This window comes from Bradyrhizobium sp. RD5-C2, from assembly GCF_019972155.1.
In the GTDB taxonomy this organism is placed as follows: Bacteria; Pseudomonadota; Alphaproteobacteria; order Rhizobiales; family Xanthobacteraceae; genus Bradyrhizobium.
Window position 1 is genome coordinate 214,949 of sequence record NZ_BOVL01000013.1, and the last position, 21,969, is coordinate 236,917.

Genomic DNA, 21,969 nt, shown 5'->3' on the forward strand with positions numbered 1-21,969 from the left:
AGGTTCGGCGGCAAAGGCCCGGCGCTCGGCCGAAAGTCAGCGCGCAGCTGGGGCCGTGCAGCCTCCGGCACGGCGGACGACGAGGGCCGGGAATGCTTTAGGCAAGGACAAGGTGTCCGAGAGGGTGGCCGCCGCCACGGAAGAACTGTCCAGCGGCCTCTCGGAAGCCTCGGCAGCCGCGGAAGAACTTAGGCGCTCCATGGAGCAGATTGCGGCGGGTGCCGACGAGGCGGCGGGCGCTTCCCAAGAGCAATTGGCGGCGATCAGGCAGGTTACAGCCAACCTGACAACGGCCCGCGGAGAAGCCGACAATTCCCGGCGCAGGACGGAAACCGCCCAGGTTCTGCTTGCCGAGACCGCGGCCCAGATCGGCGCGTCAATTCAATCCATCGAGCGAATTTCCGAACGCCAGGTCTCCTCGAGCGCGATTATACGCGAACTTGAACGTCGGGCGAAGGATGTGAGCGAAATCACCGGCGCGGTTAGCCGAATTTCAGATCAAACGAACCTGCTTGCTCTCAACGCTGCCATTGAAGCCGCACGTGCTGGCGATCATGGGCGCGGTTTTGCCGTCGTCGCCGAAGAGGTCAGAGCCCTCGCTGAGGTTTCGGACAAGAGCGCCATTGAAGTGCAGGGACTGGCGGAGGACATCCAGTCGAACGTTCGCGAGACGGCCGGAACGGTCAAAGCGGCGGCGGATATGGCCGTCGAACATGCCAAGACAGGGCAGTCTGTCGTCGAAATTCTGGGCAGGCTGCGGGCCGGCATGATTGAGCTCGCCGACGGCAGCCAAGAAACGCTCACGGCGGCCATCGAAGCCGAGCGCGCCATCCAGGAGGCACAAAAAGGTGCCGAACTCGTTGCTGGAGCGGCCGAGGAACAGGCTTCCGCTGCAAACGAGGCCCAGTCGGCGATCCGTCAGCAGGCTCAATCGCTGGATCAAGGCCAGGCAGCCGCCCAGTCCCTCGCGTCCATCTCGGAAAGTCTTCGCACCGGCAGCGCCGGCGCTTCGGCGGCCGAGCAGATCGCCAGCATGGCGGAGCAGCTTTCGGCGACCATACAGGAGCTGTCCAGCGCAGCCAGTCAGATCTCGACCGCGGTCGAACAAATAAATCGCGGGTCGCAACAGCAGGCTGCGGCCGCGCAGCAGACTTCGGCCGCGCTGGCCCAGATCGAGAAGAGCGCGCGGATCGCGCAGGAAAAGGGGCGACTGGCTACCGACCGTATCACGATCATGGTCAAGTCGCTCGCAGATGGTCGCGAGGCTGTCGAAAGCCTGATCGAAGGTGTAGCCAAGGCCCTCGACAAGACCCGTGCGAGCCTCGAAACAATCATCTCCCTCGAAGCGATCGGCCGCAAGATTGAGAAGATCGTCGATGCGATCGCCCTGGTCAATATTCAGACCAACATGCTTGCTGTGAGTGGATCCGTGGAAGCAGCGCGCGCCGGCGAAGCCGGCCGGGGCTTTGCCCTTGTGTCAAATGACATTCGCTCCCTCGCCCGCGAGGCGTCGGAAAGCGTCGAACGCATCAAGGATACGGTACGCGGCATTCTTGATCATATCGCGCTGCTTCGGCGCGATCTCGAACAGATCATCACCGCGGGAGAAGTCGAAGTTCAGAACAATCGTTCGGTCATCAAGGCGCTCGAAGATGCCACCGGCGAGTTCGCGGCATTGGGAAATGCCAACAAGCTCATCCAGCAAGGCGCCGGCGCAATTTTGACCGCGGCGGGAGAGACCGCGGCCGCAGCCCGACAGATCGCATCCGCCGCGGAGGAAGCAAGCACAGCCTCGCGGCAAGCCGCGACGGCGTCCGCCGAGCAAGCTCAGGGTGCGGACGACCTTGCAGCCGCGATCGAAGAGATTGCATCCTTATCTGAGGCATTGACGAAGCAGAATGGCTGATATTGTCGAAGCCAGAGAGTTGACCGACGAACGTTTTCTGACGTTCAAGAGCGAGGGTCGTTTTTACGCCCTGCCCGCCGCGCTGGTGTCGGAAGTAGCCCGGATGCCGCCTCTCGCGCGGATCCCGCAAGCCCCCGGGAGCCTTTTGGGTCTCGCCAACCATCGCGGCGCGGTGCTCCCCGTGGCGAGCGTCCGGAGGCTTCTGGGACGCGAGGAAGCCGCTTCGACACCGACCACCCGTCTGATCGTCCTTGCTGGCGCATCGCCCGTCGCGTTGGCGGTGGACGAGATCGCGAACCTGGTTCGTGTTGTGCCAGGACAGGTCAAGACAGCGGAGGCCGAGATGGCGTCCGAAGCCGGCGAACATCTGACCGGGGTTTTCGACAGCGGCACTCACGTCACCAAGATTCTGGACGTTGCCGAACTGTTGCGCCGGGGCTTCGCGCAGAGCACAACAAAACGGCAAATGCGGGCTGCGCCGATCGGAGCGGCATCCATACGCGATGCCGCGGTCGAGACCATCCGGCAGCGTCTGGTCACCTTCGAGGTCGCCGGTCAGGAATATGCGCTTCCACTCGAGGCGGTTCGGGAGATCGTCACTGCGCCCGAGAGCTTGACGTTCGTTCCCGGGAGCGACGAGGCGGTACGTGGCGTCATGCCCTACCGTGACGGGCTGTTGCCATTGCTATCGTTGCGGCGGCTGCTAGGGCTGCCGTCGGCCGTCCTTTCGCGAGAGAAGGTGCTGATCGTCGCCATTGGCGACGTCGTGGTCGGATTGGTCGCCGATCGCAGCCGCGCAGTTCTTTCGGTCGATCCCAGCCGGGTCGAACCCGCGCCCCCCGTTCTCGCTGCCCGCGCCGGCGGGGAAGCGCAAATCAAGGAAATCTATCGTGCAGCGCAAGGCAGACTCGTTTCGATTCTGGCGCCGGAGCGCTTGTTTCGCGAGGATATCATGCAAAAGCTCATGCAGGGCGATGCAGCCATGAAAGCGAAGGTCGAGGACAGTCACAGCGAGGCTAAGGCCGCGGAGCTACAGTTTCTGGTCTTCCGGCTCGACGGCGGTGAGTTCGCACTACCCATCGAGGCAGTCGAGGAAGTCGCAAGGGTGCCGGATCGCATGACCCGTCTTCCGAAGACGCCGAAGTTCCTTGAAGGCGTGGTCAATCTTCGGGGAGAAGTCCTTCCGGTTGTCGATCAACGACGCCGCTTTGACATGACCGCAACCATCGCGGGAGAGAACCGCCGGCTGGTCGTGGTTCGGACCAAGCAACATCGTGCCGGCCTGATCGTCGACAGCGTACAGGAGGTCCTGCGTTGCGCGCCTGAATCGATCAAGCCATCCCCCGATCTAACCGGGGATGCACTCGGCGTTGTGCATTCGGTCATCAATCTCGAGGCGTCGGGCAGGATCGTCCTGCTGCTCGACCCTGCCGAGTTATTGACCCGGACCGAACGAGGGCTGCTGGATTCCTTTGACAAGGAAGCCCTCAACAAAGAGAGCCGGCAGACGAAGCTGTGATCAAAGTCCTTGTCGTCGACGATTCCGCGCTCGTCCGGAAATTGATCGGCCAGGCGTTTTCAAGAGAGGCCGATTTCGAGGTCGGCTTCGCCCGAAACGGGCGTGAGGCGCTTGCCGCGATTACGGACTTTCGGCCCGACGTGGTGACGCTAGATGTTCACATGCCGGAAATGGACGGCCTCTCCTGCCTCGACAGGATCATGATCGAGACGCCCTGCCCGGTCGTCATGGTGTCGTCGATGACGGCGGCAGGGGCTGACGCCACGCTCGAGGCGTTGCGGCTCGGCGCGGTCGACTTCGTGGCGAAGCCCACCGGCGCGGTTTCTCTCCGGTTTGACGATGTCGGCCGCATGCTGATCGAGAAAGTCCGGGCCGCCGCGGGGGCCCGCCTGAAATCCAGCTTGAGGCTCCGCGACAGGGTCCGCTTCCGGATCGGCGAAGGCGCCCGCGCCCCCGCGTCGTCACCTGGCAGAAGGGCCAAGTCAGTCCGCAAAGGCGAAGGTCTGGTGCTGGTCGGGACCTCGACCGGAGGCCCCCCGGCACTGGAGGCCCTGCTCTCGGGACTTCCTCCGTCCTTCCCGTGGCCAATCCTGGTTGCCCAACATATGCCGGCCACCTTCACCGGGCCATTGGCGCGCCGCCTGGACGGAATGAGCGCGCTTCGCGTTCAGGAAGTCCGTGATCCGATCGCGGTCCAGCCCGGGCACGTCTACATCGGCCGCGGCGACGCCGATGTCATCGTGTCAAGGCGGGGCTCGGCTCTTCTCGCCATGGCCGCTCCCGCACAGGCCGACTATCCGTGGCACCCAAGCACGGACCGGTTGGTCCGGACCGCACTGAACCATATGGCCGCAAGCCAGTTGATCGGCATACTCATGACGGGCATGGGGAATGACGGGGCGGAGGCAATGGCGCTGATCCATGCAGGTGGCGGCAAGACCATCGCGGAAGCGGAGGAAACGGCCGTCGTTTGGGGTATGCCCGGAGAACTGGTCAAGGCGAAGGGCGCCGACTTCATTATGCCACTCAACAAGATTGCAGCGCAGTTAAAGAAATTGGTGAGCTGATGCCGCTGGTACGCAAGCCGTCATCCCCAACAGTGCCCGCGCTGGACGACCGCCGATTTTCCGAAATGCTTCTCGGGGGGGCGTTGGAGGACCGATGGACGGCTGCACGAAACGCTCCGGCGGTTCCGAACGCGCTTCCATTGCTAAGCGAAGCGCTGTCAAAGGAGCGCGCGCCCCGAGTCCGCGAGGCCATCCTGACGGCTCTTGCCAGGATTGGCTCGCCGGAAAGCGCCGCGGTTACCCTGCCCTACTTGCGTTCCGACGATGCGGCTCAGCGAACCGCAGTTCTTGATGCGCTCCGCGCCATGCCAGCTGCGGCCGCTACGCATCTTCCCAGCCTATTGAGTGATGCCGACGCGGATGTTCGGTTGCTCGCATGCGAGATTGCGCGCGGCCTTCCAACTGAGGACGCAAGCCGGCTGCTCGGAGATATGATGGATCGTGAGCTCAACCCCAATGTATGCGCGGCCGCTATCGAGGTTTTGGCCGAGACTGGCGATGCAACGAGCCTGCCGGTGTTGGCACGATGTTCCGATCGCTTTCCAGATGACCCGTTTCTGAAATTTGCAATCAATGTCGCGCGCGATCGTATCGGATCACGCTGAGATATGTCTGTCGCACCGCTTCACATAACCGAGGACGAATACCGGAAGCTCGCTGAGTTTCTGTACCGGCGGACCGGCATGGTTTTCACGCAGACGAAGCGGTACTACGTCGAACGCCGAATTCTTGATCGAATAGACGCGACATCGAGCCAATCATTTGCAGCCTATTTCGCCTATCTCCGCAGCGAGCTTCGCGACGAGGTCGAGCATCTCATCAACGCGTTCACCGTCAACGAGACTTACTTTTATCGTGAGGACCACCAACTTGCGTGCCTCAGCGCAGATCTCTTGAAGGAACGCACGGCAGCAAAGCAGCTCGGCGACACCATCCGGATCTGGTCGGTACCCTGCTCGACCGGAGAAGAACCCTATTCAATTGCAATCTGGCTGCTCGAGAACTGGAAGGACGTCGACGCTTACGACATCGAGATCGTGGGATCGGACATCGATACCCGCGTTCTCCAAGCGGCGGGAGAAGGCATCTTCGGCAAACGGGCGCTCATGAGAATGTCGCCCGAACTGATCGGCCGTTACTTTCGTGGGCTGGACGCCGAGCGATGGCAAATTCTAGACGACCTACGTCAGTCGGTCCGCTTTTCCCGCGTTAACCTGATCGAGACCAGAGAAACCAAGCCGCAGGGCCAATTCGATGTGATTTTCTGCCGCAACGTTCTGATCTACTTCGACGACGAATCCCGCCGCATCGCCGCGGAAAACTTGTACGATAACCTGCTGCCAGGCGGTTTCATCTGTCTGGGACATACCGAGTCAATGAGTCGGATCTCGCCCCTGTTCGAAGTCTGCCGATACTCGGGCGCGATCGTTTATCGAAGGCCGGAGGAATTGCGCCCGTGAACGGCTCTTCCAAAAAAAGAATCCTCATCATCGATGATGCCGCGCTCATCAGGACATATTATCGCTCGGCCCTGGAGGTGCGTGGCTTTATCGTGGAGGAAGCTCTCAATGGTCTGGAGGGTCTGGAGAAGGTGTTGTTGCAGTCCTTCGACCTGGCTATCGTCGACGTCAACATGCCGCAAATGGATGGAATCACGTTTCTGCTCGAGTTGCGCTCGAAGCAGCTTCCCGTGTCGGGTGTACCGGTCCTGGTGATCAGCACGGAGGCCGGAATACAGGACCTGGCCGCGGCGCGACGCGCCGGCGCCAATTACTATCTCGTAAAGCCGATCAAGCAGGAAGTTCTGGCGGAGTATGCAGCCGTGTTCTGCGGAGCGCCGCAATGAACGAGTTTATGGAGCAGTTTCTCCTGGAATCGAGGGAGCTTATCGTCCAGGCGATCGACGATTTGATGGCGCTCGAAGCGAAACCCGGTGACAAGGAAAGCCTGGACGGTGCATTCCGAGCTTTTCATACGCTCAAGGGGGCCGCTGGCATCGTCGAATTCGCCGCCATGGCAAGAACACTGCATGCTGCCGAAGACATCCTGGCGTTGCTACGTTCCTCGACAGGCGCCGTCTCTCCAAACGTCCTCAACGAGTGTCTGGCTTGTCTCGATCTTACGTCGCGATGGCTGGATGCGATGCAGGCGAATGGCGGGACGCCTCCCACTGCGGAGGCAGACGCGGACGAAATGATCGCCCGACTCGCCGGCTCGATGGATATCGACGAAAGCGAGAAGGCCGTCGCTGCCATCCCGCCTGGCGGCGATTGGCTGAACAGGTTGCAAAATGCCGCCGGCGACCAGTTCTTCGGGACGCTGACTGCCGTGCGCCTGGTACCGGATCCGGAAGCCTTCTTTCATGGGAAAGATCCAATCTCGGCCATCGCGAGCCTTCCGAAGTTGCTGATCGTCGATTTGGCTCCGACAGATCCGGCGATTTCGCTCGAAGCGATGAACACATTCAGCTGCAATCTCGAAATTCTGGCACTGACGAGAGCCCCCATCGGGGAAATCCGGGAGGCTCTTCATGGTTTCGGTGACAGAGCAGAAATCTGCCAATTGATTCCATCCCAAATGCCTGCATTAGACGCGGACCATCTCGCGCGTGCGACCGCAATCCTCGAAGCCCAAATCGGGCTGTTGCGTGAGGAAGAGCTTGGCGGTCTTTTGGGCCGCCTTGCATCCGCGGGCCGCGCGTCCGCCAACACCTTGCGGTACATCGGCAAGAGTGCGCTCGCCGCTGAGATCGAGGCGGCGTCGGCTGTCGCGCTGGCGCAAGGGAAGGCGGGCCCATTGATTACCGCCATCGAGACCGCGCTGCAAAGGGAAGCTACGTCAACGCAGTCGACCAATACGCCAACCGCTCAGATCGCTGCTTCACGTGCTTTGCGGGTAGATATGGACCGGATCGATGCGCTCGTGAGGCTCACTGGCGAGTTGCTTGTCGTGAAAAACACGATTGGGCATCTGGCAAGAAAACTTCAAAATCATGAAGGCCCGGAAGCAGTCAGTTCAGCCCTGCACGATCAACATGCGCGGTTCGACCGATTGACAGCCGAACTTCAGCGCGCGGTTCTTCGCATCCGCGTGCTTCCGCTGCGAACTGTTTTTCGTCGATTTCCGAGGTTGGTGCGGGAGATTGCCGGCGACGTCGGCAAGACCGTCAGGCTGATCATCGAGGGCGAAGGCACTGAGGCCGACGCCACCATTGTCGATGCGCTGTTCGAGCCATTGCTGCATGTGCTGCGCAATGCGGTGGATCACGGCATCGAGACGTCGGCGGGGCGTGAGTTGGCCGCCAAGCCTGCGATGGGCACGGTCATCGTGCGCGGACGCCAGGACGCCGAGAACATCCTCATCGAGATCGAGGACGACGGGGCCGGCATCGACGTCGACCGGATCCGCACGGTCGCCGCCGCGAGGGGAATAGCTTCGGAGGAAGCGCTGTCAGCCATGCCAGATGCGGAGGCGGTCGACCTGATCTTTTCGGCTGGCTTTTCGACTGCGGCAACAGTGACTGGCTTGTCCGGCCGCGGGGTCGGAATGGATTCGGTCAGAGCGGCCGTAGGACGCCTGGGCGGCACGGCCGGGGTCCGCAGCCGGCGCGGCATCGGAACCACGGTTAGTTTGGTGCTGCCTTTCAGCCTGATGATGACCCGGGTAATGACCGTGGAAGCGGCGGGCCAGGCTTTTGGGCTCCCACTCGACAGCGTTCTTGAGACAACAATTGTCAGTCGCAGCGCAATCGCCCCAATTGGATCGGGCCGGGCGTTTGTGCTCAGGGAGCGGACCATCCCCCTGATCAACCTCGCGGAAGCGCTCGGCCTTACATGTGATGAAGCCGATCGGCAGTCGGCAAAGATCGTGGTTGTGTCCACAAGTGGACAGATCGGTGGATTGGAGGTCGACCGCCTCGGCGAGCGGCTCGACGTCATGCTCAAGCCGATGGAAGGGCTCCTGGGCGGTATGAGGTCGGTCTCCGGAACCACCTTGCTGGGCGACGGACGCGTTCTGGTCGTATTGGATCTGCAGGAGTTGTTCGCGTGACTATCGCACTGCAAGATAACGTCATCCGGTTGATCGGCTCATGCCCCGCCGAGGACGGCGAAACGCTGTTGCAGCACTTGCTGACCAATCCGGCGGCTCAGATCGACTGGCAGGGCTGCGAGAGCGCCCACACGACAGTGATCCAGGTTCTTCTGGTTTCCGGTCGTACGGTCCGGGGGCCCGCCGGCGGCCCTTTTCTCGAACGGTTTATCGGCCCCGCTTTGGCGCGTTTCAACCGTCAAGTTTAATCTTTCGCCGCCCCGCCAAAGATGCGAAACCACTGAGAAATTCGGTTCCAAGCGAAGGAACCACAATCGGAGAAGTTATGTCTTACAGGCTCCTGATCGTTGATGACAGCAAGCTCGCCCGGATGTCCGCTGCCAAGGCATTGAATAGTTTGCAGCCGGATTGGGCGCGACTGGAAGCTTCGAATGCTGACGAAGCCCTTTCCTTGGCCACGCAGACTGCGTTCGACGTCGCCCTCCTCGACTTCAACATGCCCGGGCGAGACGGACTTGAGCTTGCGGCCGCATTGTTGGCCCTCCGCCCGTCGATGCCGCTTGCCGTGGTCTCTGCCAACCACCAGGAAGAAATCGTGCGCCGCGCCCGCGAGATTGGCGCCACATTTCTTGTCAAGCCGCTGAACGAGCAAGCATTGGGCGCTTTCCTTGAAGATGCCGTGCGGCGGCTCAAGCAGGCGCAAGCATGATCGCTGCGCAAACGGATCTGCTCAATGAGCTACAACTCGACGCTCTCACCGAGCTCGTCAATATCGGCGTGAGCCACGCGGCTTCAAGCCTACGGGAGATGGTCGGCTCGCAGGTCCATCTCTCAGTACCCAACGTCTCGCTCGAAACCCGATCTCGGGCCATAGCCATCCTCTCTGAAAGGGAGGTCTCGAACCTGGTCGCGGTGCATCAGGTCTTCGAAGGCGACTTCACGGGGCGAGCACTCCTGATATTTCCCGAAACCAAGAGTCTCGAACTCGTCCGGGCGATCACGGGTGGTGACCTTCCGCTGGAGGACATCATAGAACTGGAGCAGGAGGCTTTGGCTGAAACGGGCAACATCCTTCTCAACAGTTGCCTCGCGACCATTGCCAACATGCTCCACCGGAGCTTGAAGATGTCGTTGCCGGAAGTGCTCCGCGGCAGCGCCGCAACTTTCTTCAACCTCGCGCCGCCGCCGGAAGCGGGTGACGTCGTGATGTTTCTCTACATTAACTTCGCGGTTCGCGAGCGTGACATCAGCGGTTACATCGCAATGATCATGGACCTTCCCTCGCTCACGGCTTTGACGCTTCTTCTCGACGAATTTATCGAACGAGCGACCGGCAAAACGGCACATTCAATTGACGATCCGGCTTGAGATAGAGGAACTTGTTGCAGCTTTCGATGCCTTGGATTCCGGCGTCGTTGTGCTCGATCGCGACCAGCGCGTGATCGGCTGGAATCACTGGTTTACGTCGGCCAGTGGAATTTCCCCGGCACAGGCCGCTGGCAAGAGTCTGACAGAACTTTTCCCGGGCCGCCCGCTCGGTCGCCTCACGATGTCGGTCGCAGAGGCGCTGAGCCTGGGCTCCTCAGCGTTTCTGACATATTTGCTGAACCGCGACCTGCTGCCCCTTCGAACAAGGGCGGGTCTGCCGCTGATCCACAACGTGTCGGTGCGCCCCTTCGGCCAGCGCCCCTATTCGTACTGCTTGCTCCAGGTTTCCGATGTCACCGGCTCCGCCCATCGCGACCGGGTCCTCCGCGAGCGGCAAAACGCGCGCTACGACGCAGTCGTCGAAAGCGCATCGGATGCCATTCTCACGTTGGACGCAAATGGCCTCGTTCAGTTCGCCAACTCCTCATCGTTGCGCGAAACAGGTTTTGAGCGGAACGAACTGGTCGGTCGCGCCCTCGGGCATTTGTTCGAAGAACCGCAGCAATGGGACGAACTTTGGGATAAGGTGCTTTCCGAGGGCCGCTCATTGCGCCCGATCGAGATCGTTGCACGGCGCAAGGATGGATCGCGCATCTTCCTGGGCGTATCGGCATCTCGATGGACGAGCGACGGTCGCATGTTCGTAACCGCCATTTTGCGGGACATTACTGAACGGCATACTGCGGAGGAGGCTCTTCGCGAATTGAACGCGAGCCTCGAACAGCGCGTTGAAGAACGCACGCAAGAACGCGACCGGATCTGGCAGGTCAGCCGAGATATGCTCGGCGTCGCCATGTCCGATGGGACCTGGATCAGCGTCAATCCGGCGTGGACAAAAGTGCTCGGATGGCAGATCGACGAGATCAGAGGAAAAACATCGGAATGGCTTGAGCATCCGAACGACAGGCGCAAGATGCGCGATGCTGTTGCCTCACTTGCGTTGCCGGAACAGAACGCAGAATTTGAAAGCAGCTTCCGGACCCGGGACGGCGACTACCGCGACCTGGCCTGGACAGCCGTGAATGTCGATGGATTACTCTACTGCGTCGCCCGGGACGTCACAGAGCAACACCGCCAACAGGAAGCTCTGGACAAGGCTGAGGACGCGCTGAGACAAGCTCAGAAAATGGAAGCTGTTGGTCAGCTTACCGGCGGCCTTGCCCATGACTTCAATAATCTGCTGACGGGCATTTCAGGCGCGCTTGAACTTCTCCAGATCCGGATATCCCAAGGCCGTTACAAGGACGTTGAACGCTATATATCGACCGCCCAGGGCGCCGCGAGCCGGGCGGCGGCATTGACCCATCGACTATTGGCTTTCTCGAGACGTCAGACGCTCGACCCGAAAGCAACCGATGTCAACCGACTCATCGCCGGAATGAAGGACCTCATCAATAATACATTGGGCCCGGAAATCGAGATGAAGATGACCACCGGAGCGATGCTCTGGACGACGCTGGTCGATCCGAACCAGTTGGAGAACGCCCTTCTAAATCTCTGCATCAATGCTCGCGACGCAATGCCAGATGGCGGCAAGCTGAAAATTGAAGCGGCCAACCGGATGGTCGACAGTGTCGATGCTTTCTCGTTCGAGATGCGACCTGGCGACTACGTGTGCTTGAGCGTGACCGATACAGGGACCGGGATGAGCGACGAAGTCGTCGAGCGCGCCTTCGATCCGTTCTACACGACCAAACCGCTCGGGCAAGGAACTGGGCTCGGCCTCTCCATGATCTACGGCTTCGCCAAGCAGTCGGGAGGCCAAGTCCGTATTTCCTCGGTTCTTGGCCGAGGCACTACCGTCCACCTTTTCCTGCCGCGACATTCTGAGCAGGAGGAGACCACCACTGGCTCAGCCGATTTCTCGACGGCCCCGCGTGCGGGAGCAGGCGAAACCGTGCTCATCGTCGATGACGAGTCTTCTGTGCGAATGCTCGTTGCTGAGGTTCTCGCTGAGCTTGGGTATACGGCAATCGAGGCGGCCGATGGATCCAGCGCCTTGCAGGTTCTCCGGTCAGATACACGCATCGACCTCCTTGTGACCGACGTCGGACTACCCGGGGGAATGAACGGGCGACAACTTGCGGATTTCGGACGAACTGCGAGACCCGCGCTGAAAATCCTCTTCATTACCGGCTATGCGGAAAAGGTAGTGATGGACGCGGGCGCATTGGACAAGGAGATGGCTATCCTTACCAAACCGTTTGCGATGGACGGGCTGGCGGCCCGCATACGGGAACTCTTGCGTCAATGACCTGCCTTGGAAAGAGCGCGGACAGATCTCATCGTCGAGCAGGTGACTGCGAGGCTGACCGTCAGCAGCATCCGTACGCTCGGTCCATTCAGCTTGGCGCGCCAGGTTGATGTTTCGACAATCCGCCCGCTCTCAAGTTTGGCCATTGATCCCTCGTGATGGGATTAAGAGAGGTGGTTAGTTTTCCTGCTCCGGCAGGGATGGGCTCCGGCCGTAGGTTGGCGTGGCCAACTCGCCTTGAAGCGGTTCCGGATTTTACCTGCTGTGCGGACATCAAGCTTAACAGCCGAACCAGGGTACGACGAGAACGCGTCCAGTTAAGCTTATAGAATTCGAATTGGCTCGACAAAAAAGGCAGACATTTCACGATGACCCGACCGACCTATTCAGTTTTTGTCGTTGAGGACGAGACGATGATCAGGATGATGCTTGTGGAAATGCTGGAAGAGCTAGGTCACACCGTCGCGGCCGAAGCTGGTCACCTCGAGCAGGCCGTTCATCTAGCAAACCGGAGCGAGTTCGACTTCGCCATGCTAGATGTAAATCTCGCCGGCAGGTCAAGCTCTCCCGTGGCGGAGATTATCAGAGCGCGTAAGCTCCCCTTCATCTTCTCAACCGGCTACGGCGCGAGTGGAATTCCACCCGAATTTGCCGATGTACCTGCAATCGAGAAACCCTTCAGCATTGAAGCGCTGGGGCGCACTGTTGACGAACTCATGAGAGTCGAGGATTAGCAAAGGGCTCCAGCGAGGGGGCAAGCTTAGGGCCCAGTTTCTACTTTGCTCGTTGTCCGCAGCTTTCCGCAGCGAACGAAGAACCAGCGAAACGACCCCGACGCCGCTGTTCGTTAGCCAATTCTCAGATTCCTTGCCGACGTTTTGCCCCCGGTTTTCTCTCGATTCGTAGCTAATGGTTGCGGCGCGCATCATCAGACGCTGAGCTGTATCCCACTACTTTTGTACGGTGGTGCCGTCTTCAGCAGAAACCACAAGCCTGAAGAGCACCTTTTCCAACGCGTTGGTTACTTCAAAGTTCTCGATGGCGAAGTTGTGTGGCCCTCAGCGAGCCTCCCTGCGACTCGAGCAAGATTGTGTTGGTCGCACTTGATCTTCTGTTTCACGGCGTGACCTGACCTGCGAAAGCTGCCACTGATCGAGCTGAAGGCCGCCTGAAGACTCTGTCGCAGGCACGAACATTCGGTTCAACCGGAGCTTTTGAAGGTGGGCCTCGAAAGGCGTCGTGTCGACGGCCAGGGACAGCGTCTATCGGGCCCACGCGCTCAGCCGCGAATGCGACCTTGGCAGGCGATCTACCGACCACGGCGCCGACGATCACGCCCCCGCCCTCAGCAACACTGGCCGAAGCGGTCGAAAGGCCAGTCGCGATTGCGACTGGCCCGACAGATTACTCGACGACCTCGACGATGCGGTGTGTGCGAGGATCGACAAGGACCGTTCGGCCATTGACTACGGTGTAGCGATAATCGCGAACTCCGTACTCCTGCGGGACGTCATAGTAGGTTACGCCATCGCCAGGCAGATCCGCGCCCACCCGCACGTCACCGTCATATGAATAGGACGGATGATGTCTCTCGACGACATAACTGTGAAAACGAGGCCGCTGATCAACTCCAAGCACCCCGTTCACACCACCGACAACGCCACCGATGGCGCCACCAACCACTCCACCAATCGGACCTGCAGCCCGTTCACCTTCGCGGGCTCCCCGCTCGATGCCTCCGGGCACGCCTTGGGCGAGCACGGCCGCAGGAATAAGCAGCGTCGCTGCAACCAGCGACCCCATGACAGTTCGTTTCATCGTACGTCCTCATTTGCTAAGGGAACGCACGACAAGCCAACTGCCGACCATTGGTTCCTCGATGGTCAGCTCCAGCCGCGCGACTTCCCCGCGGCTAATCCTCGTTGGCCGGTCAAGTGTCTTGGAACGACGGAACGAACCGGAGGTCCTGGCCAGCAGGGCGCTGATCAATCAATGAGGATTGCATGGCTAGAGACGAGCACAACAAGGCAGCCGCGCACCATGAGCAGGCTGGGGAGGCACATCGCGCTGCCGCCGAACATCACGGCAGGGGGCGACCACGCCAAAGGCAAGGAGCACGCAGCGAGTGCGAAGCAGCACCCGCAATCGGTACATCAACACTCAGATGACGAGCACTCCAAGAGCCAACAGCAGAAGAAATCGAGAAAATGAAGGCCGGCAAAAGCCGGCCTTCATCGATTCACCTGCACTTAAGTGATGATTGGCGGCTATGCGGCTCGGACCTTCGCCTTGCAGCGCGTGTGGCTTTACCATCGAGATTAGACCAAACCGCCACTCAAGATGCTCGCGGTAGAAGCGCTCGCGCCATACTTTTCACTTCTGGTCGCGATGAGCCTCTCTCAATCACTTCGGGCTCGTTTTCAGCCAACCGCGTCAATTCCGAACAAGCGCACTCGATATACGCGAAGAAGCCGGATCGCCGAGCCGCGGCTCATCGAAACTTGCGGCTTGAACAATACGAAACGAAGATTAGCTCGGCCCGCGCTCCGGATCATCCAATGATCTCCGGTTCCGCAAACATCATGAGGGAAAAAGCCGGGGTCCTGTCAGCCACCCAGGGTTTGGCTTGTTACCGGAACCTATAACGAGCGAAGAAATTGACTCCTCAGGGAGATTCATATGACACAAAAACGTCGGACGCCGCCTCCGTCAATCACAATAGATTCCGTTGGCTCCGGATCCGGGCAGGTTCCCGCTCACCCGCATGACTCCGGCAGTTAGGCAAACGAGACCCTCGACGGACTCGACGCTACCACCGAGTCGTTGCGGCGCGCCGCCGAAGATACGCCTTCGGGGAGCGGCTCAAACGATATCGAAATAACCCCGGTTTTTGACAGGGCCGGTGCTGCGCAGAAAATCTGAGTAAAAAGGCGACCCAGCGAGCACACGCCAGAGCCGAGCTTACATGCGTTATCTGACGTACCCGGCGGTGACGCCGGACATGCAACCGTCAGCCAACACGCCGCGTTCCATTTTTGAATTGATGAATCGCAAAAGCAGAAGCGGCCTCAGCACCAATGCTGAGGCCGCCTTCATTCCACTGTCACCGAACCGCCGCTTGCCGAAAATAGACGGCCGCTCTGGGTTTGTAAGTTGATCTTAATGAAACGCCTTACCCAGTTCCGAGAGCATCGAACCGGCGGACGGTTCCAGAAATCACCTGTGTGAATCGAATGCAAATAAGGTGCCGCTTTTTCCCAGGTCGACGGGCGTCCTAATTCCCAGCGGAGATGTTCCAAGGCAGCCCCATTCCATCTTCTCCGTGATCCGCTTCGACGCAGGCATCGGAACTTCTAATTTTGGGCTCGCATCGAACGATTGGCAGATCGCGAGGGTTCAGTCGCTCCGTGATTTCACGCCTGTCCTAATTGTCGCGGCGAGTGTCCGAATTAGAACGGCGCCCGCGCGTTGGTATAGAAACTTTGTGTTTCACCGCGAATTTTCAGCCCTTGTCACGATCACGCTCAAAATCAAACTGGTACTGTTCGCCGAATCTCGGAAATGTGCGGATACAACCAAAGAATAAGTCCGAGCGCCCCGGGGTTGGGCGCTGGGACTGAATGGCGACGGCGGACCATAAGGCAGGATTGCGCCGTCACCGATTGCCCAATTTTCCCGACACTGAATCGTTCCTATCAAGTGGCTGCTTTGGTTCGGCGAGTGACCTTTTTCGGCTGCGCCCGACGATCGTCAACCGTGCGCTGACAGCAGCTCGCATGCGACACAGCGCGCCTTGACCAAAAGCTCGCGCGGCGGTCGCTCGCGCCCGCAAGGCCTATCGGCTTCTCTCGCGCTGGATTCAGCGCGATCGTAGACCACCCCACTCAGGCGGCGACCGCAAGGCGTTGACCCAAGAGCCTGCGCGCTCGCGGTGACGACGATCCCACCACACGCTCGGTGGAAAAGCGCACTACTGGTGCGTGAGGGAACGAGTTCCAGAGCGCGCGCAAAATAGGGTCGCCCGAGACTGGGATAGACCGGGCGACCCTAATCAGCCCGGAGTGCCAAGAAGAGTGGGCCGACACTCAAGCTACGTGAGCGCCGGACAATGGTTTCCAGTTTTCGATAGAGAACGTCCGGAACGGACTTAATTTTTGACAGTTGGATAGACATGGTTTCGCGTCTGGGGATGATGCCGATGTTCAAAACAGAATTGCCAGCTATAGGTGCGGACAAGAACTAATCTCCGATCCTTTCCAGAAAAGCCAGAAGGTACCCGCCTTCTCACCGAGCGCTGTGAGCAGTGAGGCGCGATCGCCGTGATCCTGGTGGATCAGAAACGGGTGACGCGACGAGTTGGAAGATTCAATGTGTGAAAAGTGCGCGGAGTTGGACGAGAAGATAACGCACTACAAAACACTGGCCGCGCGGCTCACGGACCAGCAAACCTTGGACGGAATCGCTCGCCTGATCGCGGAGCACCAAGCCGAAAAGCAGGCGCTCCATCCCGAGCCGAAAGAGTAAGGCCGTCATTTCTATCCCGCTGCCTTTGCGTATCGTCTTAGAGGCTGCGAGCCAAGCTCGATCCGCCAATTCCACTATACGGAGAACGACCACGGCCAACGTCCGCCCTCCCGCCTCGCTTCCGATGCGGTCGCGGGAACGAACCGCGTTTGCTTGAATTGCGGCTTTCGCGCGTCAGCCTGGTGTCAGGCTTCGAGCGCATCCTCCCTTCTAAGGCGAACCGCAACCCATGCCAGCCCCTCATGATCCGAAGATAATGATAACCGGCTGCTGAGCTCCGACGACGCCACGGGCTGACCTGCCGTGAAAGTCGCCCTCGACCGAACTCAGACGCACCGAGGCTGCTGTCACTTGCCGCATCCAGCCATGGGCCAAGTGAAGGATGTGATTTCGCGTGCTCGCGATCGGCGATTGAGTATCTCGCGAATTTGGCCGCGCTCCAACGAGCGAATGATTTTAGATCGGCTTGTTGTGATGCTCGGTCGGCCGATCTTGTTAATGCTGTGAGCCGTCTGACGCAACGCGCTCACGGCGCAGTCTCGGGGTAATGAAGTGGCGCGGCTTCAACATTTTCATCCTGTGCCAACTCTGCCCTGCACTCGGCGACAAAAGACTTCAACCGATCAACCGTGAGTTTGTCCAAGGCTCCATTGGCCATCCGTTCGCCGCGGGCGATTTGCTCTTTCAGGTACTCGATATGATCCATGATGCCGATCCTCCGGTCCCGACAACTTGAAGAAAATTGTCTCGTTCCAAACGTGATTTTGACGTGCTTAACGGAGTATGAAGGGGATCGCGCTACTGGTCTTCCATTTTAACGATGGTCAGCCTTGAGATCGCGCAGGTCGCCGGAAACGATGTGCATGGCGCTGTTGACACCATGCACATCGCTCCGAATTGTCGTGACATGGTAAGTCGGTAAGTCACCAGACGCTATTCACAGAGAACTGGAGATCGTGATGGAGCCGGCTGCCAGCCGGTTAGCTGCGAGCCGTGGGCTGCCAGCCGCGGCAACGCCTCGCTCGGCCGTTGTGAAAAGCGGCGCGCGCAACGCGAAGCGCAGCCCGGAGGAGCGCGAACGCGGCTGGTCGTGCAGGCACTTCACTCCGGGGCGCGGTCAGCCGCGCCTGCCCCCGCGCTGACTTGCTAACCATGTCAGCCAAAGATTGAGGCGGAGCTTCGACCCGTGCCCTGTTCATCAATGTCGGAAAATGGCAGATGCGCCGTAGCAACGTTGGCGCAAAAGCTGCCATCCTGTCAGCCTCTCTCGCGCATCCCAGGGCGACGCATCATTGACGCGCGCTAGAGCCAACGTTGTGCGTGAGTATTTTGAACGGGCAGCGTTGGACCCTAAGCCGGTTGACGACAAGGTCGGCTTCTGGGTCTAAGCAGAAAACACAGGCTATGCCCGCGTTCGCTCAGGCTGCCGCGGATCGCGGCCAGACCTCGTCGGGATCCATCGTCGCATCGTGCTCTGCTTTACCTCGCAGAAGACCGGGAGCACCTCGTCGGACTCCCGCTTGGATCAAATTGGGAGCCGGCCAAGGCTCTCGACGCGATGGATGCGCGAGGTGTTGCAACTCCATCCTGTCGCTGGCTCCCGGTGTCCGCTCGGCGTCCTCGCTCATCTAGGCCTGCAAAAGACCGTCGAACGTTCGAGGGCTGGGTGGCGGATATCACCGTGCTGCCGGACTTCGCTACCGGGTAGAGGACCACTTGGAGACGGCCGGCAGACTGCACCTGAGATACGCCCCTGACGAGGATCCGCCGTGTTGAGTTGGGACTAGCCGTCGGCCGCACGCCTCGGGCGAAAAACTTCCAGCAATCCCACTGAGCAGGAACTTCCTTAAAGGCGTGAGGTTACAGGTGCGTGATATGGAGGAGAATAAAATGAACAGGTTTACTATAGGCTGCATCGTTGCAGCTGGCATGATGACAGCAACGCACGCGGCAGAGACAATGTCGGCTGCCCCCGCCGAAAGTTGGACCGTGACCAACTACTACAAGCAATCGGTGTACGATCCGCAGCAAAATAAGATCGGTGATATCGATGATGTCCTCGTCGACAAGTCCGGCAAGGTCAACGGTCTGGTGATCGGCGTTGGTGGCTTCCTCGGTGCGGGAGAGAAAGATGTCATCGTTCCGTTCACCGCCGTGAAGACGGCGAAGAAGGACAACAAATGGTGGTTGACCCTGAACGAGTCCAAGGACGGCTTGAAGTCGGCCCCGGGGTTCAAATACGACAAGGCGAGCACGACTTGGGTCCCGGAAGGCAAGTAGCCGATCCCGGCGCAATGATCTGACATCGCAAGGGACTCGCGGTCACTGGAAAGCGGGGTCTCATAAAGACCCCGCGCTTGACAGAGATGTCCCCACATCATCTCTCTCGGGCCGAAATTGCCGCAGAAAAAAGCCCCGCGAGTGCGGGGCCTTTGCTCACCACTTCTGGCGGCCATACCAGTCGTCGATTTCCTTCTGGGCCTGGTCCTTGGCATAGCCATACCGCTGCTGCAGACGGCCCTCGAGCTGGTCCTGCTTGCCAGCAATGACGTCGAGGTCGTCATCGGTCAGCTTGCCCCATTGCTCTTTCACCTTCCCCTTCATCTGCTTCCAGTTTCCTTCAACCCTGTTCCAGTCCATCCTGAATCTCCGTGATTTGGAGACCGATCAACCGAGGCGAGATGCCTTCGTTCCTAGGCTGCCGTGCGACAAGTTTGCTGTATGACCCGCGCTGCCCGGAGATATGCGTCGCCGGACGGTCACCGAAGTGAAAACTTGTCCTCAGCTGCCCCCATGCTGGGTCAGTTCTTTTCAGAGAATTTGGAAGGCCCGGCTTTCGGCGGGCCATCGGGGGTCCATGCTGAGAGCGGCCTACACTGAAAATGATTTGGAACGATTCAGTGTCGGGAAAATTATGCAATCGACGACGGCACGATCCTGCCCAAAGCCTGCCGCCGCCATCAGTCCCAGCGCCAACCTTCCCCGGGGCGCTGGGACTAATTTTTTACAAGGGAATCGCCGCGTTGAGCCCGTTTTCTTTCGCCGCCCTTCACCTAACCGCATTCGAAAACAACGTCCGCGCGTCAGCCCAGTGTCAGGCCTCGAACCCGTCCTCGGTACGCCATGCCGACGAAACCGCCCCCTTCGAGGACCATAGAAGATAATGCTTGAGCTCCGACGACGCCCGGGCTGACCTGCCGTGAATTGCCTTCGCGCTCAAACGCACCGAGGCTGCCGTCAGTTGTCGGTTGTCGATCCTGAGGAAGCAGGGCCGCAGCTTCCCAACGACTGAGCCACTCCAGGCCCCAAATCGTTCCCTTGACCCAAATCATAGGGGGACTAACCCATGTTAATTGAATTGTAGCGCATCACCAGCCGCATGTGCCGGGGCCGGCGCTCACACAGGTCATGGCCAATCAAAACATTGCATGTTTTTCCCGACCTCAGGAACGAACCAATTTTTGCCACGTTCACCGTTCGAAGCAAACACGGAGTGGCTGAGATGGGCGCTGGTGATCAGTTCGCATGCATGTCGGTGGTCGCATTGTTCTCACTGGCACTGATCGTGACATCCAGCCTGTTCATAGAATCGAGGGCAGCAAAGAACATCGCTCTGCCGGCCGCGCTGCAGGTTCGGGCTCCGCTCTGACTGCTTCGTCTCTGCTGCTTTTGTCCATGTCGTCCCTAAGCCGTTCGAGCAACGCCAACCTAGCAGCTCGCTTCACTTCCGCGCGCCGCATAAATTGGCTCCGGCGCAGCCGCGCCGGAGCTGGCGCTGGGGGCCGCACGAGCGGTTCAGCTTCCGTGAGCACGAGGGCCGCGGCTGTTGGTGCGGCGACAAATGGACCACTTGGTAGTTTGCACCGGTCAATCCTAGGAGGCCGCCGATCGGTGACCTCCTTTTCGCGAGCGAAGCGTCAGGAACGATTGCCGTTTTTTCCCGTTGTCGAGCGCCGGCGTCGATACGCGATCCGGGATGTGGTGAAGATTGATGCCCCTGCTTCGATATGTTCTGTTTACCAGCGCGATGCTGCTTGGCCTGGTGTTTCTCGTGGATTGGTATTTTCCGGCAACGTCAGTCGCGGTCGCTCATGGCAGCATCGACCGCACAACCATTCGCATTCACTCGCAGCACAAATGGCCGGAGGCGATACGGATGGATACGAGCACCCCGCTCGTCACCGCCTCACCGGCCCCCATCGCCGCCGAGGCTTCGGTGCCCGAAGCGCAGCCTGCAACTGTCGCGCTGGTCGCGCCTCACTTGATTCCGACGACGGCGACTGGGCAAGCCACGCGTCGCGCCAGATCCACCCGGCACGCGCAGCGTGAGAGAAGCCGGCGATTTGCGCAACCTGGCCAGCGCTACGCGAGCTATCGCGCACCGGACTGGCAGGGCTGGTCGTTCCCCAACTGGTGAGCCGACCACGATGTGCCGGATAGGAATTGCCGGAGGGCTGCGTTCGTCGCTTCCATTGCCCTAACGAATGTCGCCTTATTTTCCGGCAATAAGGGACTGGCCGCGTGCGATCACGCGGCCAGTTCAATTCCTGCAGGCGTCAGGCAAGTTCCATCTCGACGGCGATCCGCACCAAGTCGGAGTGGTTCTTCGCGCCGAGCTTCTGCTTGAGCAGGGACGTGATGTTGGCGACCGTCTTGTAGGAGATGCCGAGCGCCGATGCGACGTCGACGATCTTGTCGCCCCGGCCGAGCAGCCGCAGGATTTCCAGCTCCCGCGCCGACATCTGCGAGGCGGGATTGGCCTTGATCGCGGCGCCCGAGAAGGCAATCGCCTCCGCGAGGTGCGGCGAAATGAACCGCTCGCCGGCGGCGACCTTGCGCACCGCCCTGACGAACAGGCGCGGGTCGTCGCTCTTGGAGAGATAGCCTTGCGCGCCCATTTCCACGGCCCGCACCACGAATGCGGGATCGTCATTCATGCTGAACATGATGATGCGGGCGTCCGGATCGTCCTTGCGGATCCTGCGCAGCAGCTCGAACCCGGAAACGTCGGGAAGCTTGATATCGATGACAGTCACATCCGGCCGCTTCTGCATGAAGGCACGATGGCCGGTCTTGGCATCGGCGGCCTCGTCGATCTTTACCGTCTTGTCGGCGGCGAACAGGGATCTGCAGCCCGACACCACCACCGGGTGGTCATCGACGATCAATACCCTTGTAGCTGATTTGGCCGTATCGTGCACGACTGCCTCCGCTGTCTAAA

The 21,969-nt window shown here is 60.0% G+C and carries 21 protein-coding genes; 16 read left to right on the top strand and 5 right to left on the bottom strand.

Annotated elements, in window-relative coordinates; all coding sequences use genetic code 11:
* The first annotated feature begins 124 nt into the window (after positions 1-124).
* From BraRD5C2_RS17695 to BraRD5C2_RS17745, 11 genes are all read left to right on the top strand, one after another.
* Positions 125-1,906, top strand: coding sequence for a methyl-accepting chemotaxis protein (locus tag BraRD5C2_RS17695; protein ID WP_223970019.1), 1,782 nt, complete (start codon positions 125-127; stop codon positions 1,904-1,906).
* Positions 1,899-3,425, top strand: coding sequence for a chemotaxis protein CheW (locus tag BraRD5C2_RS17700; protein WP_223970021.1), 1,527 nt, complete (start codon positions 1,899-1,901; stop codon positions 3,423-3,425). Before BraRD5C2_RS17695 ends, BraRD5C2_RS17700 begins: the two co-directional genes overlap by 8 nt.
* A complete protein-coding gene (cheB, locus tag BraRD5C2_RS17705; protein WP_223970022.1) occupies positions 3,422-4,492 on the top strand; it encodes a chemotaxis-specific protein-glutamate methyltransferase CheB in 1,071 nt (356 codons plus the stop codon). Before BraRD5C2_RS17700 ends, cheB begins: the two co-directional genes overlap by 4 nt.
* Positions 4,492-5,097, top strand: coding sequence for a HEAT repeat domain-containing protein (locus BraRD5C2_RS17710; protein WP_223970024.1), 606 nt, complete (start codon positions 4,492-4,494; stop codon positions 5,095-5,097). Before cheB ends, BraRD5C2_RS17710 begins: the two co-directional genes overlap by 1 nt.
* A 3-nt stretch (positions 5,098-5,100) precedes the next feature.
* Entirely contained in the window at positions 5,101-5,952 is an 852-nt protein-coding gene (locus BraRD5C2_RS17715; RefSeq protein WP_223970027.1) for a CheR family methyltransferase, read from the top strand.
* Positions 5,949-6,338, top strand: coding sequence for a response regulator (locus BraRD5C2_RS17720; RefSeq protein ID WP_223970029.1), 390 nt, complete (start codon positions 5,949-5,951; stop codon positions 6,336-6,338). Before BraRD5C2_RS17715 ends, BraRD5C2_RS17720 begins: the two co-directional genes overlap by 4 nt.
* Complete coding sequence (locus BraRD5C2_RS17725) at positions 6,335-8,542, top strand: chemotaxis protein CheA (protein ID WP_223970031.1); 2,208 nt, start codon at positions 6,335-6,337, stop codon at positions 8,540-8,542. Before BraRD5C2_RS17720 ends, BraRD5C2_RS17725 begins: the two co-directional genes overlap by 4 nt.
* A complete protein-coding gene (locus BraRD5C2_RS17730) occupies positions 8,539-8,790 on the top strand; it encodes a hypothetical protein (protein WP_223970033.1) in 252 nt (83 codons plus the stop codon). Before BraRD5C2_RS17725 ends, BraRD5C2_RS17730 begins: the two co-directional genes overlap by 4 nt.
* Positions 8,791-8,867: 77 nt before the next feature.
* On the top strand, positions 8,868-9,251 hold the full coding sequence (locus tag BraRD5C2_RS17735) for a response regulator transcription factor (RefSeq protein ID WP_223970035.1): 384 nt from the start codon (positions 8,868-8,870) through the stop codon (positions 9,249-9,251).
* Positions 9,248-9,910, top strand: a complete 663-nt coding sequence (locus BraRD5C2_RS17740; RefSeq protein WP_223970036.1) for a chemotaxis protein CheC — start codon at positions 9,248-9,250, stop codon at positions 9,908-9,910. The genes BraRD5C2_RS17735 and BraRD5C2_RS17740 overlap by 4 nt, the downstream gene beginning before the upstream one ends.
* Complete coding sequence (locus BraRD5C2_RS17745; protein WP_223970037.1) at positions 9,894-12,224, top strand: PAS domain S-box protein; 2,331 nt, start codon at positions 9,894-9,896, stop codon at positions 12,222-12,224. The genes BraRD5C2_RS17740 and BraRD5C2_RS17745 overlap by 17 nt, the downstream gene beginning before the upstream one ends.
* Here BraRD5C2_RS17745 and BraRD5C2_RS17750 read toward each other — a convergent pair.
* Complete coding sequence (locus BraRD5C2_RS17750) at positions 12,218-12,370, bottom strand: hypothetical protein (RefSeq protein WP_223970038.1); 153 nt, start codon at positions 12,368-12,370, stop codon at positions 12,218-12,220. The two genes, BraRD5C2_RS17745 and BraRD5C2_RS17750, sit on opposite strands and share 7 nt — an antisense overlap.
* 222 nt (positions 12,371-12,592) lie before the next feature.
* Between BraRD5C2_RS17750 and BraRD5C2_RS17755 the strand changes: the two genes are divergently transcribed.
* The gene (locus BraRD5C2_RS17755; protein WP_223970039.1) at positions 12,593-12,958 is read left to right on the top strand and encodes a response regulator; all 366 of its coding nucleotides are present in this window, start codon (positions 12,593-12,595) and stop codon (positions 12,956-12,958) included.
* A 670-nt stretch (positions 12,959-13,628) separates the two neighbouring features.
* Here the strand turns inward: BraRD5C2_RS17755 and BraRD5C2_RS17760 are convergent.
* Positions 13,629-14,042: a DUF1236 domain-containing protein gene (locus BraRD5C2_RS17760; RefSeq protein ID WP_223970040.1), complete on the bottom strand. Its 414-nt coding sequence runs from the start codon at positions 14,040-14,042 to the stop codon at positions 13,629-13,631.
* A gap of 1,147 nt (positions 14,043-15,189) precedes the next feature.
* On the opposite strand from BraRD5C2_RS17760, the gene BraRD5C2_RS17765 reads away from it, so the two are divergent.
* Positions 15,190-15,381, top strand: coding sequence for a hypothetical protein (locus BraRD5C2_RS17765; protein WP_223970041.1), 192 nt, complete (start codon positions 15,190-15,192; stop codon positions 15,379-15,381).
* Positions 15,382-16,613: 1,232 nt separating this feature from the next.
* Positions 16,614-16,748 (top strand): hypothetical protein, encoded by a 135-nt coding sequence (locus BraRD5C2_RS39405; protein WP_263009981.1) that lies wholly within the window; start codon positions 16,614-16,616, stop codon positions 16,746-16,748.
* Positions 16,749-17,274: 526 nt separating this feature from the next.
* On the opposite strand, the gene BraRD5C2_RS17770 is transcribed toward BraRD5C2_RS39405, so the two are convergent.
* Positions 17,275-17,454, bottom strand: a complete 180-nt coding sequence (locus BraRD5C2_RS17770) for a hypothetical protein (RefSeq protein WP_223970043.1) — start codon at positions 17,452-17,454, stop codon at positions 17,275-17,277.
* Positions 17,455-18,638: 1,184 nt separating this feature from the next.
* Here BraRD5C2_RS17770 and BraRD5C2_RS17775 point away from each other — a divergent pair.
* Positions 18,639-19,028, top strand: a complete 390-nt coding sequence (locus BraRD5C2_RS17775) for a PRC-barrel domain-containing protein (RefSeq protein WP_223970045.1) — start codon at positions 18,639-18,641, stop codon at positions 19,026-19,028.
* 156 nt (positions 19,029-19,184) lie between these two features.
* Here BraRD5C2_RS17775 and BraRD5C2_RS17780 read toward each other — a convergent pair whose 3' ends face one another.
* Complete coding sequence (locus BraRD5C2_RS17780) at positions 19,185-19,388, bottom strand: CsbD family protein (protein WP_223970046.1); 204 nt, start codon at positions 19,386-19,388, stop codon at positions 19,185-19,187.
* Positions 19,389-20,739: 1,351 nt separating this feature from the next.
* On the opposite strand from BraRD5C2_RS17780, the gene BraRD5C2_RS17785 reads away from it, so the two are divergent.
* Positions 20,740-21,165 carry a hypothetical protein gene (locus BraRD5C2_RS17785; protein ID WP_223970047.1) on the top strand — a complete coding sequence of 142 codons (426 nt, stop codon included), beginning with the start codon at positions 20,740-20,742 and terminating at the stop codon, positions 21,163-21,165.
* A 139-nt stretch (positions 21,166-21,304) separates the two neighbouring features.
* Here the strand turns inward: BraRD5C2_RS17785 and BraRD5C2_RS17790 are convergent, their stop codons facing one another.
* Complete coding sequence (locus BraRD5C2_RS17790; RefSeq protein WP_223970048.1) at positions 21,305-21,949, bottom strand: response regulator; 645 nt, start codon at positions 21,947-21,949, stop codon at positions 21,305-21,307.
* Between the last annotated feature and the right edge of the window lie 20 nt (positions 21,950-21,969).

What these genes read in the sequence shown, in the direction of transcription:
- BraRD5C2_RS17755 (WP_223970039.1), top strand. Translation starts at nt 12,593, where the DNA reads ATGACCCGACCGACCTATTCAGTTTTTGTCGTTGAGGACGAGACGATG.
- BraRD5C2_RS17750 (WP_223970038.1), bottom strand. Translation starts at nt 12,370, where the DNA reads ATGGCCAAACTTGAGAGCGGGCGGATTGTCGAAACATCAACCTGGCGC.
- BraRD5C2_RS17770 (WP_223970043.1), bottom strand. Translation starts at nt 17,454, where the DNA reads ATGGATCATATCGAGTACCTGAAAGAGCAAATCGCCCGCGGCGAACGG.
- BraRD5C2_RS17785 (WP_223970047.1), top strand. Translation starts at nt 20,740, where the DNA reads ATGCCCCTGCTTCGATATGTTCTGTTTACCAGCGCGATGCTGCTTGGC.
- BraRD5C2_RS17740 (WP_223970036.1), top strand. Translation starts at nt 9,248, where the DNA reads ATGATCGCTGCGCAAACGGATCTGCTCAATGAGCTACAACTCGACGCT.
- BraRD5C2_RS17715 (WP_223970027.1), top strand. Translation starts at nt 5,101, where the DNA reads ATGTCTGTCGCACCGCTTCACATAACCGAGGACGAATACCGGAAGCTC.
- BraRD5C2_RS17735 (WP_223970035.1), top strand. Translation starts at nt 8,868, where the DNA reads ATGTCTTACAGGCTCCTGATCGTTGATGACAGCAAGCTCGCCCGGATG.
- BraRD5C2_RS17710 (WP_223970024.1), top strand. Translation starts at nt 4,492, where the DNA reads ATGCCGCTGGTACGCAAGCCGTCATCCCCAACAGTGCCCGCGCTGGAC.
- BraRD5C2_RS17725 (WP_223970031.1), top strand. Translation starts at nt 6,335, where the DNA reads ATGAACGAGTTTATGGAGCAGTTTCTCCTGGAATCGAGGGAGCTTATC.
- BraRD5C2_RS17765 (WP_223970041.1), top strand. Translation starts at nt 15,190, where the DNA reads ATGCGTTATCTGACGTACCCGGCGGTGACGCCGGACATGCAACCGTCA.
- BraRD5C2_RS17780 (WP_223970046.1), bottom strand. Translation starts at nt 19,388, where the DNA reads ATGGACTGGAACAGGGTTGAAGGAAACTGGAAGCAGATGAAGGGGAAG.
- BraRD5C2_RS17775 (WP_223970045.1), top strand. Translation starts at nt 18,639, where the DNA reads ATGAACAGGTTTACTATAGGCTGCATCGTTGCAGCTGGCATGATGACA.
- BraRD5C2_RS17700 (WP_223970021.1), top strand. Translation starts at nt 1,899, where the DNA reads ATGGCTGATATTGTCGAAGCCAGAGAGTTGACCGACGAACGTTTTCTG.
- BraRD5C2_RS17760 (WP_223970040.1), bottom strand. Translation starts at nt 14,042, where the DNA reads ATGAAACGAACTGTCATGGGGTCGCTGGTTGCAGCGACGCTGCTTATT.